Here is a 12,737-nt window from a genome sequence, read left to right as displayed (position 1 = left end):
CGTGTCGGAGTCGTTTCAGGCTTCCACGGAGTCGAGGTAGTCGGCGACCATGCGCAGCATCTGCGACGTGCTCAGGCCGAGCGACTCGGAGATCGACGCGAGCAGTTCGGAGCTGGCCTCCTTCTGTCCGCGTTCGACTTCGGAGAGGTAGCCGAGGGAGACCCCGGCCTTCTCGCTGACCTCGCGCAGCGTCTTGTGGTCATGCGTGCGCAAATCGCGCAGTACATGGCCGATGGCCTCGCGCAGCGACACCTCCTTGACTTCGCCCATCGTCTCGCGCTTGCGGATGACGGTGCGGGGCTTGGTCGTCTCGACGTCCTCCTCCTGCCACATGCGCACAAGCGCCGCCTGACGCTCGTCCTTGGCCTTCTTGGCGGCACGCGCGCGAAGCACCTGCTGCTGAGCGAACATGACCGCGCGGCGCTGGGCCGGCGTCAGTTCGCGCATGCGCGCCGTTCCATTGCGAGACGGAGTGGAAACCTCAACCTTCTTGACCTCGGTCTGTCCTTCGGTGAAAGTCATCATGTCCATATCATTCATGGCGATCACGCTCCTTTCCTTATCGACAGTGTTCTTCGGTTCCAGTATCGGGACTCATTCCTGTGAAGAACCTGTGAATTGTCTCAGGTTTCCCAGAACACAACCCACGGCCCGCTGTCTAATAACCTCTCTGGAACCTTGCAAATCCAACTCTACTGCATAGTGTGAAGGACTCGTGAAAAAATACTCGTTTTGTGGTAGCGACACGCCGAAGTACACTAATCCGGCCGGTTTGTCCTCATCAGGTCCGGGCCCCGCGACGCCGGTCGTCGACAGGCCGATAATCCCGGAGCGATATTCCGGTCGGCTGAACAGCCGGGCCGTGCCGGCCGCCATCTCGCGCGCCACCTGCGGGTCGACGGCGCCGTGTGCGCGCAACAGGTCGCCATCGACGCCGAGCACCGCCTCCTTCGCGTGGATGTCGTAGGTCACCGCCGAACCGAGGAAGACGCGCGAGGCGCCGGGGATCCTGACGAAGGCGTCGGCGAGCAGGCCGCCGGTGAGCGATTCGGCGCATGCGATCCTCACGCCGCGCGCCCCGCACCATGCGAGGATCGCCGAAGCCTGCTCGTCGCAGTAGCGGCGCAGGAGCCCCATGTCGTCGATCAGGCGCGGATCGGCGCCCTCGACCTCGAACCGTGTCATCGTTCACCTCCCATCCTCATGCGCATACGCGCCCATATGAACGTGCGCGCCCCGCCGTGGGGCGCGCATGCGGGTCCGCCGGACGGCATGCCGGGCGTCGTCCGGTGGCGTTTGCGAAGATCAGCGTCCGGCGTCCGCGCCCGCATCGTCCGACGTGACCGCCGCGTCGCCCGGATCGCCGTGGGCCGCCTTGACGTGCGCGCCGGAGGCCTTCGAGGCCTTGAGCACGCCGCGGACATACTCCCATCCCGAATACAGGCACAGGATCAGCGAGAAGTAGATCAGCGTGTAGGCGACCACGAAGTAGACGGTCAGCCACGCCGGATGCGAGCCGGCCGGCACGAGGGACCACACCGGGATGAGCAACAGCCCCAGGCCGAGGCACTGCGTGAGGGTCTTGTATTTGCCGAGCTGGGAGGCGGCGATGACGGCGCCGCCGTGGTCGATGACGAAGAACCGCATCACCGTGATACCGACCTCGCGCACGAAGAACAACGCGGTGACGAGCCAGCCGAGCCACGCGATGCCGAACTCGTTGAGGCTCGCGGCCACGATGAGCGTGCCGAGCGTGAGCAGCTTGTCCGCGATCGGGTCCAACAGCTTGCCCAGTTCGGTCACCTGATTGTATTTGCGAGCCATCCAGCCGTCGATCTTGTCCGTCGACGCCGCGACGATGAAAACGATCGCGGCCGCCCAGCGCATGCCCATGTTGCGCGAACCCCACTGCCCCGCGCCGATGTACAGGCCGAGAAAGACGACGACGAGGACGATGCGGGAGAAGGTGACGAGATTCGCCGGGGTGTTCCACCCCTCCCACCATGATGCACGTTTGCTTCGCTGTTCCATGCCGTTCAGACTACCCCACGCCGTATGACACAGTCCGGCGGGGCTCAGTCCCCGGACGGCGGCGCCGGCGCCTCCGCGGCCTCGGACGGGCCGGTGGTCAGCGACGTCGTCTCACCCTTGATGAACGCGAGCACCTGCGGCAGGTCGGCCGGCTGCACGAGCACTTCGCGCGCCTTCGAGCCCTCCGACGGTCCGACGACGCCGCGCGATTCGAGCAGGTCCATCAGGCGCCCTGCCTTCGCGAAGCCGACGCGCAGCTTGCGCTGCAGCATCGACGTCGAGCCGAACTGCGAGCTGACGACGAGTTCGGCGGCCTGCAGCAGCTCGTCCATGTCGCCGCCGATGTCCTCGGTCGGGTCGAGCTTCGACTTCTCCGCCTCGTTCGCCATCTGCTCGATGTCCTGCCGGTAATGCGGCTTGCGCTGCTGGCGCACGAAGTCGACGGCCTTGCGGATCTCCGACTCGTTGACCCACGCGCCCTGCACGCGGATCGGCTTGGCCATGCCCATCGGCATGAACAGCGCGTCGCCCTGCCCGATGAGCGTCTCGGCGCCGGTCGCGTCGAGAATGACGCGCGAATCGGTCGCCGACGACGTCGCGAAGGCGAGCCTCGAGGGGATGTTCGCCTTGATCAGGCCGGTGACGACGTCTACCGAAGGGCGCTGCGTGGCGAGCACGAGGTGGACGCCGGCGGCGCGCGCGAGCTGCGTGATGCGCTGGATCGAGCTTTCCACGTCGTTCTTCGCGACCATCATCAGATCGGCCATCTCGTCGACGACGACGAGCAGGTACGGGTAGGGCGCCACCTTGCGCTTCGATCCGGCCGGCGCGTGCACCTTGCCGGCGCGCACCGCCTCGTTGAAGTCCTTGACGTGGCGGAACCCGAAGAACTCGAGGTCGCTGTAGCGCGCGTCCATCTCCTTGACGACCCATTCGAGCGCCTGCGCGGCCTTCTTCGGATCGGTGATGATCGGCGTAAGCAGATGCGGGATGCCTGCGTACGCGGACAGCTCGACGCGCTTGGGGTCGACCATGATCATGCGCACCTGATCGGGCGTGGCGCGCATGATGATCGACGTGAGCATCGAGTTGATGAAGCTCGACTTGCCCGAGCCGGTGGCGCCGGCGACGAGCAGATGCGGCATCTTCGTCAGGTCGGCGGTCACGAAGTGGCCCTCGACGTCCTTGCCGACGCCGGCGAGCATCGGGTTGGGGTCGTTCATCGCCTTGTCCGAACGCAGCACGTCGCCCAGATGGACGATCTCGCGGTCGGTGTTCGGGATCTCGATGCCGATCGCCGACTTGCCGGGGATCGGCGAGAGGATGCGCACGTCGGAGCTCGCGACGGCGTAGGCGATGTTCTTGTCGAGGTTCGTCACCTTCTCGACCTTGACGCCCGGGGCGACCTCGACCTCGTACTGCGTGACCGACGGTCCGCGCAGGAAGCCGACGACCTTCGCGTCGACCTTGAACTGCTGGAACGTGGTGTTGAGCGCGCGGATGACGTTGTCGTTCGCCTGCGTGTGCGCCGCATGCGGCTGCCCCTTCATCAGCAGGTTCAGTTCGGGGAGCCGGTACGGCGCATCCTCGGCGCCCGCATCGGGACCGCCCGCTTCCCCCGCTTCGGCGACGGCCGCGTCCTCGACGCCGCCCGCGGCGGGGACACCGGACGGCCGGGGGATCGGCGCCGCCGCCGCGGCTGCGGCGCGCATGTCGACGACCTCGCCGGTGCGCGGCGAGACGAGCAGCGACGACATGCCGTCGTCGAGCGCGCCCCACGGGTCGCCCGTCGATGCCGTCGTCGCCGGGATCGACCCCGACGGCATCGGCGTCGTGTGGACCTCCGGCTGCTGCGCCGACCAGGTGTTCGAGTCGATGGCGCGCGTCGCGTCGTCGTTGTAGGCGCCGCCGCTGCTCACCGTGCGCGGCGCGCCGACGACGCGCGTCTCGGCGGTCTCGCCGTGCCGGCTCGCCGCGTTGACGAAGGCCTCGTCGCCGGCGTAGCTGTCGAGCTCGCCGGAGTCGCCGCGCCGCCTGCGACGGCGGAACAGACGGCTGAACAGGCCTTCGCGCCGCGCCGGCGCCGCATTGTCCCCGTCGTCGCCTTCATGCGTCGGCACGCCCTCGGCGAAGCGCAGCGTGTCGTCGTCGCCGACGCGCACCTCGTTGGGGAAACGGTCGGCGTCGGCCGCATCCTCATGCGGGGCGCCGCCGAACCATGCGCGCAGCTTGGCGGGGACCTCGGTGACGTGGGTGCGTGTGATGAGCAGGATCGAGAACAGCGCGGATACGACGAACACGATGATCGCGAAACTCTGCGAGAGCCCCCACGCGAGCGGCGAGCCGATCAGGAAGCCGAACAGGCCTCCCGCCTGCTGCAGGTTGGCCCAGGAGAACTCCTTCGTGTCGGCGGCCATGACGACGTCGATGATCGAGCACACCGACCACAGCAGCATCGTCCAGCCGACGAGCACGCTCGGATTGCCCGACCCCCTGCCGGAGTTGCGGATCAGGCGGATCGAGACGAGCACGAGCAGCACCGGCACGACGATGCTCATGACGCCGAACAGGCCCGAGGCGAAGGCGTGCAGACCCTGTCCGAGCGGGCCGCTGACTCGGAACCATTCGGAGCCGACGAAGAAGACGGCGAGGACGATGAGCGCGAAGCACAGGCCGTCGCGGCGGTACGCCGGATCGTAGTCGCCGACGCTCACCTTGCGCACGGCGGCGCCGAAGGCGCGCGGCACGGCGAGCAGCGCACGCTTCCACGAGGGTTCGTCGGCGTCCTGCGACGCGCGGCGTCCCTTCGCCGCCGGCGCCGACGAGCCGTTCGAGCTCGCCTTGCGCGGTCGTTTGCTTGCGTTCGAGGATGTGGATCGTGCCATAACAGTCCTTGATTCTACCGCGAGGCCGCGCCCGCCGGAGCGCCGCGCGCGGACGATGCCGCCGGTATCACTCCAGGTCGCCGAGACGATGGCGGACGTACTCGTCCGCATGCATGTCGACGGCGTCGTAGCCGCCGCCGTCGGCCACGTCGATGATCCCCATCGCCAGATCCACGAGCCGCGGGTTGAGGGCCTGCAGCCAGTGGATGCGCGGGTCGCGGCCGAACCAGCCCATCTGCTTGCGCGCGAGGCGCTTCGTCCTCTGCGCGACGAGGAGGCGCGTCTCATCAAGGTCGGCCAGGCCGTCGAGATGGTCGATGACCTGTTGGTAGCCGAGCGCGCGCGACGCGGTCGCGCCCAGATGCGGCCGCAGCCTGCGCACCTCGTCGACGAAGCCGTCGTCGAACATCGTCCGCGTGCGCAGGTCGATGCGCCGGTCGAGCTCGGCGCGAGGCAGGTCGAGGCCGATCTGGACCGACGGGATGACGTAGCGGTAGCGCGGCAGCGACGCCGAATACGGCCGTCCGGTGACCTCGATCACCTCGAGCGCGCGCACGGTGCGCCGCGGGTTGCGCGGGTCCATGCGCGCCGCCGCCTCGGGGTCGAGCCGCTCGAGCTCGGCGAACAGGACGCCCGGGCCTTCGCGTTCGGCGCGTTCCTCGAGCCGCGCGCGCACGGCCGGATCGGTGCCGGGGAACGTGATGTCGTCGATCGCCGCACGCGCGTAGAGCCCCGAGCCGCCGACGAGGATCGGGCGGATCCCCCGCGCCTGCAGGTCGGCGATGCAGTCGCGCGCCATCCGCTGGAAGCGCGCGACCGACATCGCGTCGTCCGGCTCGATGACGTCGAGCAGATGGTGCGGCACGGCGGCTCGTTCGTCGGCGCTCGCCTTCGCGGTGCCGACGTCCATGCCCCTGTACATCTGGTAAGCGTCCGCATTGACGATCTCGGCCCGTTCGCCGCGTTCGGCCAGACGCCGCGCGATCGCTATGCCGAGGCCGGTCTTGCCCGACGCCGTCGGCCCGACGATCGACACGACCCGCGTCGACGGCCTCGCCCCGTCGTGCGCCGTCACCGCCGGTTCCCGCGCGCCGTCCATGTCGTCCGCGCCGTCCATCCGCACACCCGCTCCTCCATCGTCCGTTCTCATGCCCGTCGGCCCGTCCATCGATCGTCGCCCCGCTCGCGCGGCCGCCTCAACGCCGCACCATGTAGGTCTGCCCGGCCGCGACGTCCGGGTCGGCGATGAGGTTGTGCACGCCGGCGTGCGTGACGGTCGCCGTCACGAAGTCGCCGACCCCGGGCGTCGGCTCGCCCTCCGGCACGCCGACGTGCACGAGCACGCCGGTGCGCTCGCGGCCGGTGACGCGGTGCGTCTCGCCGTCCTTCTTGCCGGAGTGGCCGGTCACCATGACCTCGACGTCGCGCCCCTCGAATCCGCTCAGGTTCTCGGCGGTGATGCGCTCCTGCAACGCGAGCAGCCGTTCGAGGCGCTCGCGGGCCACCTCGTGCGGCACCTGCTCCATCGCGGCGGCCGGTGTGCCCGGACGCGGCGAATAGATGAACGTGAACGCCGACGAGAAGCGCGCCTGCTCGACGACGCGCAGCGTGTCCTGGAAATCCTCCTCGGTCTCGCCGGGGAAGCCGACGATGACGTCGGTGGAGATCTGCGCGTCCGGCATCGCCGCGCGGATCCTCTCCAGGATCGCGAGGAAACGCCCCGAGCGGTATGAGCGGCGCATCGCGCGCAGGATGCGGTCGGAACCCGACTGCAGCGGGAAGTGCAGCTGATGCATGACGTTCGGCGTCTCGGCCATCGCTGCGATGACGTCGTCGGTGAAGGCGGCCGGATGCGGCGACGTGAAACGCACACGCTCGAGGCCGTCGATGTCCCCGCACGCGCGCAGCAGCTTCGAGAACGCGTAGCGGTCTCCGATGCCGTAGCCGTAGGAGTTCACGTTCTGCCCCAGCAGCGTGACTTCCTTCGCGCCGTCGGCGACGACGGCGCGGATCTCGTCGAGCACGTCGCCGGGACGGCGGTCACGCTCCTTGCCGCGCGTCGTCGGCACGATGCAGAACGTACAGGTGTTGTTGCAGCCGACCGAAATCGCCACCCACGCCGACGTCTTCGACGCCCGATGCGCCGGCAGCTCGCTCGGGAAGACCTCGAGGCGCTCGTTGACCTTCGTCTGCGGTCGGCCGGTGGACTTCGCCTGTTCGAGCAGCGCCGGCAGGTCCTCGATGTTGCGTGTGCCGAAGACGGCGTCGACCCACGGCGTGCGCTGCGCGATCCGTTCGCGGTCGAGCTGCGCCATGCAGCCGCCGACCGCGATCTGCATGTGCGGGCGCTCGCGCTTCATCCCCGCCCACAGGCCGATTGTCCCGTACATGCGCTCGGTGGCGTTCTCGCGCACCGCGCAGGTGTTCATGACGATGAGGTCGAGGTCGCGCGCCTCCTCCTGCTCATGGCTCGCACGCACGTAGCCGGCCGCCTCGAGGACGCCGGCGATGCGTTCGGAGTCGTGCACGTTCATCTGGCATCCGAGCGTGCGCACGGCGAACACGCCCCTGCCGCGCCCCGCGGCGGCCGCGGGGGTGCCCTCGGGCGCGCGCTCCGCTTCGGTCATCATCTCTTCGTTCATACCGCACATGCTAACCGAGGGCGGGCACAGTGCGCGCGCCCCGCGGCGCATCGCCGCGACGGCGGCGCGACCGTGCGCCATATGCGCGCCGCCGCGCGTTCCCGGCATCCCGGCAGGTGAGCCCGCTACAATGGTCCATCGTGATACTTGACCGTCAGACCCGTGTGAACACCAACGAACTGCGCGCCCGCTTGAGCGTGATCGCCGACGAACTCGCGCAACGCGACGGCGCGTCGCCGATCGAGACGTCCCAGGTGGACGCCGTGACCGAATTCATCGACCAGATGCAGGTGTACGAGGGCGCGATGTACGAGATCAGCACGAAGCTCGAGATCCTCGATTCGGAGTTCCAGGTGCATTTCTCGCACGACCCGATCCACCACATGGAGCGCCGCCTCAAATCGATCGATTCGATCATCGAGAAGATGCGCCGCAAGCATCTGCCGCTCACCGTCAGGTCGGTGCGCGACAACCTCTTCGACGTCGCCGGCATCCGCGTCATCTGCAACTACCGCGACGACGTGTACTCGGTGGCCAACTACCTGTCCGCGCAGTCGGACATCCAGGTGCTGCGCGTCAAGGACTACATCCTCAACCCCAAGCAGAACGGCTACCGTTCGCTGCATGTCATCTACGCGGTGCCGGTGTTCCTGTCGTCGGGCGCGCACTACACGCCCGTCGAGGTGCAGTTCCGCACGATCGCGATGGACTACTGGGCGAGCCTCGAACATGCGCTGCGCTACAAGACCGACCTTCCCGACGCCAAGCTCAGCGAGCATTCGCAGACGCTGCTCGACTGCGCGCGATCGCTGCAGAACGTCGAGACGCAGATGCAGACGATCCATCGGGACATCAACGGCGCGCCGCAGGGGCTGCAGGCGCCGGTGACCGACGGCTCGCCGCGGCATCTGAGCTGAGGGCGCGACGAGCGGCGGAACACCGTGGACGGCAAGGGCGGCCGGCGCATCCGAGGATGCACCGGCCGCCCTTGATATGCGCCGCGTCGTCGCGCGGACGTCAGTCCCTGCTCAGTCCCAGCAGCTGCAGGATGTAGAGGAACATGTTGACGAAGTCCAGGTAGAGGTTGAGCGCGCACAGGATCGAGACGCGCTTGATCATCTCCGGCCCCTGCGACGCGTACTGCGCGAAGATGCGCTTTGTGAACTGCGCGTCGTAGATCGTCATGCCGGCGAACAGCACGACGCCGATCGCGGCGACGACCTTGAGCATCGTGTTCGTCGGCGCGACGAACATCAGCACGACCTGCGTGACGATGAGCACGACGAGGCCGATGAGCAGCACCGGGCCGGCCTTGAGCATGTTCGCCTTCGTCGTCAGACCGAACATCGTCAGCGCGAAGTAGAAGACGGCGCTGATCAGGAACGCGTAGCCGATCGTAGCGATTTCGTAGAAGCTGAAGATGACGCTCAGCGAGAAGCCCATGAGCGCCGCGTAGACGTAGAACCACACGCGCGCCGTCGACGACTTCATGTTCATGACGCGCATGCCCAGGTAGATGGCGATGCCGACCTCGACTATCATCGGCAGCCATACGCCGATGGCGCCGGTCGCGGCGAGGAAGTTCTCATACAGATGCGTCATGTTCGTGACGATCGCGACGAGGCCCGTGAGCACGAGCGCGATCGTCATCTCGCCGTAGGCGCGCGTCATCGAGGCGTGCTCGGCGCGCTCGGTGACGGCGGTGGGCTGGATCGTGTAGACGCCGTCGGCGCCGGGGCGCATCGTCCCGGCCCCCTGGTTCGGATCGCCATACATGCCGTACTGCGGCGCCGCGCCGTACGGCTGGGCGCCGTCCGGGCGCCGCGCGCCCGGCTGCTGACCGTAAGTCATTCGTTGCTCCTTGATGTTGCTTCGTTCGTCCCCATCCTACCGGCCCTCCGCGTCGCCTGGCTGAAAGCCCGCTGGGAAAACCATGTGGGTCCGCAAATTTCGCAGTATCTTCACAACAGACGCCGGAGGGCCGGTATTCCCGTCCTCGGCGGGGTGCGGACGGGACCGCCCGGTGCGCCGCGCCCGGCGCGACGGGTTATAGTGGATGGCACGCCCGGGCGTCGACGACGACGGACCGGGGGCACGAACGAACCATCCGGAACAAAGGAGCGACGATGGAACCGATACGGGCGATTCAGTACGGCTGCGGCAAGATGGCGAAGTACACGGTGCGCTACATGCATGACAAGGGCATCCGGATCGTCGGCGCGATCGACGTCAACCCGGACGTCGTCGGCATGGACATCGGCGAGTTCGCCGGCATCGGCCCGCTCAACGTCAAGGTGAGCGACGACGCCGAGGCGGTGCTCGACGCGTGCGACGCCGACATCGCCGTCGTCACGCTGTTCAGCTTCATGGACGACATCGCACCGATGTGCACGCTGTGCCTCGAGCACGGCGTCAGCGTCGTCACGACCTGCGAGGAGGCGATCTACCCGTGGACGACGAACCCGGCCGTCACGAACCGCCTCGACCGCATCGCCAAGGAACACGGCGCGACGATCGTCGGCACGGGCATGCAGGATATCTTCTGGATCAACATGGTCGCGCAGGTCGCCGGCGGCTGCGAGCGCGTCGACAGGATCACCGGCGCCGTCAGCTACAACGTCGAGGACTACGGCCTGGCGCTCGCGAAGGCGCACGGCGTGGGCCTGACGGCCGAGGAGTTCGAGGCGCGGCTCGCGCAGCCGGAGGAGATCGTGCCGTCGTACGTGTGGAACTCGAACGAGGCGCTCGCCCAGAGGCTCGGCCTGACGGTCAGGTCGCAGACGCAGAAGGCCGTGCCGTACTTCAACGACGTCGACGTGTACTCGCAGACGATGGGCGAGACGATCCCGGCCGGCAGGTGCGTCGGCATGTCGGCGGTCGTCACGACGGAGACGATGCAGGGGCCGGTGCTCGAGACCGCCTGCATCGGCAAGGTCTACGGCCCGGACGACGGCGACATGTGCGACTGGAGGATCGAAGGCGAGCCCGGCACCGAGTTCCACGTCGTCAAGCCGGCCACCGTCGAACACACCTGCGCGACGGTCGTCAACCGCATCCCCGACGTGATCAACGCGCCGGCCGGCTACGTCACCGTCGACCAGCTCGACGAGATCCGCTATCTCGCCTACCCGGCCGCGCTGTACGTCGCCTGACCGGCGGCGCGGTGGCCGCCCGTCGCGCACGGATGCGTGATCCGGTTGAGCGCGAACAGCACGTCGAAGTACGATTCCAGATACGCGGCCGTGCGATGGTTGACGCTGACGAGGTCGCCGCGGGCGGCCGCCTTCGCGATCTGATGGTCGTAGGACGGCAGGTTCGCGGCGAGCAGGCGCATGTTCTTGCCGATGATGTTCGCGCGCAGCTCGTTCGGATAGTCGACCGCGTACCGCCGGCGCAGCGCCTCGAGACGTCCGTCGCGGTCGAACAGGACGCGGCAGCGCAGCAGGTTGTGCCACATGCACGTCGTGTATCCGGTGGCGGCCCTCCCCTCGTCGACGACCGCCGAGATCGAGCGCGCGAAGTCGTTGAGGCTGCGGTAGAGGATGTCGATGTCGACGCCGTCGTTGAGCGTGCAGTCGTCCTCGAGCTCCCAGAACGCGTTGCCGATCTCGGCGTAGCCGCAGCGTTCGGTGATGATCGCGCGGCGTTCGGCCTCGTCGGGCAGCGCGTCGCAGTAGATGTACAGGTCGTAGTCGCTCGTCGCGTCGTGCACGCCGCCGGCACGCGAGCCGCCCAGCGCGATCGCGGTCACCTCGGGCAGCTGCGCGAAGGCGCGCCACAGCGATTCGAACGGTGTCATGATGTCTCCTCCTTGTTCGCGGCCGGCCCTTCGTCGGCGTCCTGCGCGCCGCGCCCGCGCACCTCGTCGCCGTGTTCGGCGGCGTAGGCGAGCAGCTCCGGCGTGCGGTCCCAGTAGCGAATCCCCCAATGCTCGAAGTCCCACTCCTGCATGTAGGCGTTGCATTCGTAGTCGACGTAGAGCAGCTCGTCCCCCTGCACGACGAAGTTCGTCGGGAAGTAGTCGATGTTCACGTCCGCCGCGTACAGCCCGCGGCATATCGCGCGCATCCGCTCGACATGGGCGGGGCGCACGTCGCCCGCGAGGACGAGCTCGTAGACGGTGGGGCCGTCGACGTACTCCTTGAGGATGCGTTCGGCGCCCTCGTCCACGTCTAGCATCCGCGGCATGGCGACGCCGATCCGCGTGAGCGTCCGGTAGTCGGCGAGCTCCGAGGCGAGCTTGTCCCCGAACTGGTAGTAGGCGCAGGGCTCGTGGTGGATCTGCTTGAGCACGCGCAGCACGCCGTCCGCATCCCGCACGAGATACGAATAGCCGCCTTTGCCCTTGCCGAGCAGGCGCGCGACCTCGTAGGGGGCGCCGTTGACGTCCATCGTCGCCCCGGCCTGCTCCACCGTTGTCTCCTTTGTCTCCATGAGATGATGATAACCTATGCAGATTTGAAAACAAAACCCGCGTACTCATATTGCGTATCAGTATGACAACATTTGCAATGACTGCAGTGCCGAGCGTCGTCCGTCAGTGGCAGCTGAGCCATTCGACGGCGAGCTTCGTGCGGTTCGCGATGTTCGCCTTCGCGAGGATGTCGCTGATGCGGTTGCGCACCGTGCCTTCGCTCAGGTGGAGCTCGGCGGCGATCTGCCGGTTGTCGTAGCCTTCGGCGACGAGCGCGGCCACGTCGCGCTCGCGCCCGGTGAGCCGTGTGAAGCGTTCGTCCTCGACGATCCGCGTCTCCTGGCGCGCATCACGACCGTCGCCGCCGGCCGCGATCTGCCCGAGCACCTCGGCTCCGAGCACGACCTGACCCGCCATGACGGCCTGCACGGCCGGGATGACCGACGCGACGTCCTGCTTGATCAGATACCCCTTCGTGTGCAGCTGCACGGCGCGCCGGATGTAGTCGGGGTCGGCGAAGGTCGTCAGTATCAGGATCCGCGCGCCCGGATGGCCTTGCAGGATCCGTTCGGCCGCGTCGAGTCCGTCCATGCCCGGCATCTGCACGTCGATGAGCAGCACGTCCGGCGGGTGCGCCCCGTATTCGCGCACCGCGGACGCGCCGTCGTGCGCCGTCCACAGCACCGTCGCGGTGCCGGTCGCCGTCAGGATCGTGCCGATCGACGAGCACACGATCGGGTCGTCGTCCACGATGGCCGCCGAGAT

General features: G+C 67.9%; 11 protein-coding genes and 1 pseudogene. 2 read left to right on the top strand and 10 right to left on the bottom strand.

Annotated features, from left to right (window positions below; translation table 11 throughout):
- Nucleotides 1-15: 15 nt before the first annotated feature.
- From D2E22_RS06480 to miaB, 6 genes and pseudogenes are all read right to left on the bottom strand, one after another.
- Complete coding sequence (locus tag D2E22_RS06480) at nt 16-531, bottom strand: helix-turn-helix domain-containing protein (RefSeq protein ID WP_126032313.1); 516 nt, start codon at nt 529-531, stop codon at nt 16-18.
- A 63-nt stretch (nt 532-594) separates the two neighbouring features.
- On the bottom strand, nt 595-1,185 hold the full coding sequence (locus tag D2E22_RS06475) for a CinA family protein (protein WP_241218263.1): 591 nt from the start codon (nt 1,183-1,185) through the stop codon (nt 595-597).
- A 207-nt stretch (nt 1,186-1,392) separates the two neighbouring features.
- Nucleotides 1,393-2,031, bottom strand: a pseudogene (gene pgsA, locus D2E22_RS06470) (CDP-diacylglycerol--glycerol-3-phosphate 3-phosphatidyltransferase); the annotation flags it as partial.
- A gap of 44 nt (nt 2,032-2,075) precedes the next feature.
- Nucleotides 2,076-4,916: a DNA translocase FtsK gene (locus D2E22_RS06465; RefSeq protein ID WP_126032266.1), complete on the bottom strand. Its 2,841-nt coding sequence runs from the start codon at nt 4,914-4,916 to the stop codon at nt 2,076-2,078.
- A 67-nt stretch (nt 4,917-4,983) separates the two neighbouring features.
- Nucleotides 4,984-6,015 carry a tRNA (adenosine(37)-N6)-dimethylallyltransferase MiaA gene (gene miaA, locus D2E22_RS06460; RefSeq protein ID WP_126032311.1) on the bottom strand — a complete coding sequence of 344 codons (1,032 nt, stop codon included), beginning with the start codon at nt 6,013-6,015 and terminating at the stop codon, nt 4,984-4,986.
- Between the two features lie 97 nt (nt 6,016-6,112).
- Nucleotides 6,113-7,558: a tRNA (N6-isopentenyl adenosine(37)-C2)-methylthiotransferase MiaB gene (miaB, locus tag D2E22_RS06455; protein WP_126032265.1), complete on the bottom strand. Its 1,446-nt coding sequence runs from the start codon at nt 7,556-7,558 to the stop codon at nt 6,113-6,115.
- A 140-nt stretch (nt 7,559-7,698) separates the two neighbouring features.
- Here miaB and D2E22_RS06450 point away from each other — a divergent pair, with 140 nt between their 5' ends.
- On the top strand, nt 7,699-8,475 hold the full coding sequence (locus D2E22_RS06450) for a GTP pyrophosphokinase (protein ID WP_126032264.1): 777 nt from the start codon (nt 7,699-7,701) through the stop codon (nt 8,473-8,475).
- Nucleotides 8,476-8,575: 100 nt separating this feature from the next.
- On the opposite strand, the gene D2E22_RS06445 is transcribed toward D2E22_RS06450, so the two are convergent.
- Nucleotides 8,576-9,409 (bottom strand): Bax inhibitor-1/YccA family protein, encoded by an 834-nt coding sequence (locus tag D2E22_RS06445; RefSeq protein ID WP_126032263.1) that lies wholly within the window; start codon nt 9,407-9,409, stop codon nt 8,576-8,578.
- Nucleotides 9,410-9,684: 275 nt separating this feature from the next.
- On the opposite strand from D2E22_RS06445, the gene D2E22_RS06440 reads away from it, so the two are divergent.
- Nucleotides 9,685-10,710, top strand: a complete 1,026-nt coding sequence (locus D2E22_RS06440; RefSeq protein WP_126032262.1) for an NAD(P)H-dependent amine dehydrogenase family protein — start codon at nt 9,685-9,687, stop codon at nt 10,708-10,710.
- Here the strand turns inward: D2E22_RS06440 and D2E22_RS06435 are convergent.
- The 3 genes from D2E22_RS06435 to D2E22_RS06425 all read right to left on the bottom strand — a co-directional run bounded on the left by D2E22_RS06435 (nt 10,683) and on the right by D2E22_RS06425 (nt 12,737).
- Nucleotides 10,683-11,357 carry a DUF4037 domain-containing protein gene (locus tag D2E22_RS06435; RefSeq protein WP_126032261.1) on the bottom strand — a complete coding sequence of 225 codons (675 nt, stop codon included), beginning with the start codon at nt 11,355-11,357 and terminating at the stop codon, nt 10,683-10,685. The genes D2E22_RS06440 and D2E22_RS06435 overlap by 28 nt on opposite strands.
- On the bottom strand, nt 11,354-11,992 hold the full coding sequence (locus tag D2E22_RS06430; RefSeq protein WP_206431383.1) for a BUD32 family EKC/KEOPS complex subunit: 639 nt from the start codon (nt 11,990-11,992) through the stop codon (nt 11,354-11,356). Before D2E22_RS06430 ends, D2E22_RS06435 begins: the two co-directional genes overlap by 4 nt.
- A 103-nt stretch (nt 11,993-12,095) precedes the next feature.
- Nucleotides 12,096-12,737, bottom strand: a complete 642-nt coding sequence (locus D2E22_RS06425; protein ID WP_126032310.1) for a response regulator transcription factor — start codon at nt 12,735-12,737, stop codon at nt 12,096-12,098.

Source organism: Bifidobacterium castoris, assembly GCF_003952025.1.
GTDB classification, from domain to species: domain Bacteria; phylum Actinomycetota; class Actinomycetes; order Actinomycetales; family Bifidobacteriaceae; genus Bifidobacterium; species Bifidobacterium castoris.
Note: the sequence above shows the minus strand (reverse complement) of the source record. Positions and strands in the feature narration are given on the sequence as shown.

Bases quoted from the DNA above. Each gene is read 5' to 3' on its own strand.
- miaB (WP_126032265.1), bottom strand. From the start codon at position 7,558: ATGAACGAAGAGATGATGACCGAAGCGGAGCGCGCGCCCGAGGGCACC.
- D2E22_RS06435 (WP_126032261.1), bottom strand. From the start codon at position 11,357: ATGACACCGTTCGAATCGCTGTGGCGCGCCTTCGCGCAGCTGCCCGAG.
- D2E22_RS06480 (WP_126032313.1), bottom strand. From the start codon at position 531: ATGGACATGATGACTTTCACCGAAGGACAGACCGAGGTCAAGAAGGTT.
- D2E22_RS06465 (WP_126032266.1), bottom strand. From the start codon at position 4,916: ATGGCACGATCCACATCCTCGAACGCAAGCAAACGACCGCGCAAGGCG.
- D2E22_RS06440 (WP_126032262.1), top strand. From the start codon at position 9,685: ATGGAACCGATACGGGCGATTCAGTACGGCTGCGGCAAGATGGCGAAG.
- miaA (WP_126032311.1), bottom strand. From the start codon at position 6,015: ATGGACGGCGCGCGGGAACCGGCGGTGACGGCGCACGACGGGGCGAGG.
- D2E22_RS06430 (WP_206431383.1), bottom strand. From the start codon at position 11,992: ATGGAGACAAAGGAGACAACGGTGGAGCAGGCCGGGGCGACGATGGAC.
- D2E22_RS06445 (WP_126032263.1), bottom strand. From the start codon at position 9,409: ATGACTTACGGTCAGCAGCCGGGCGCGCGGCGCCCGGACGGCGCCCAG.
- D2E22_RS06475 (WP_241218263.1), bottom strand. From the start codon at position 1,185: ATGACACGGTTCGAGGTCGAGGGCGCCGATCCGCGCCTGATCGACGAC.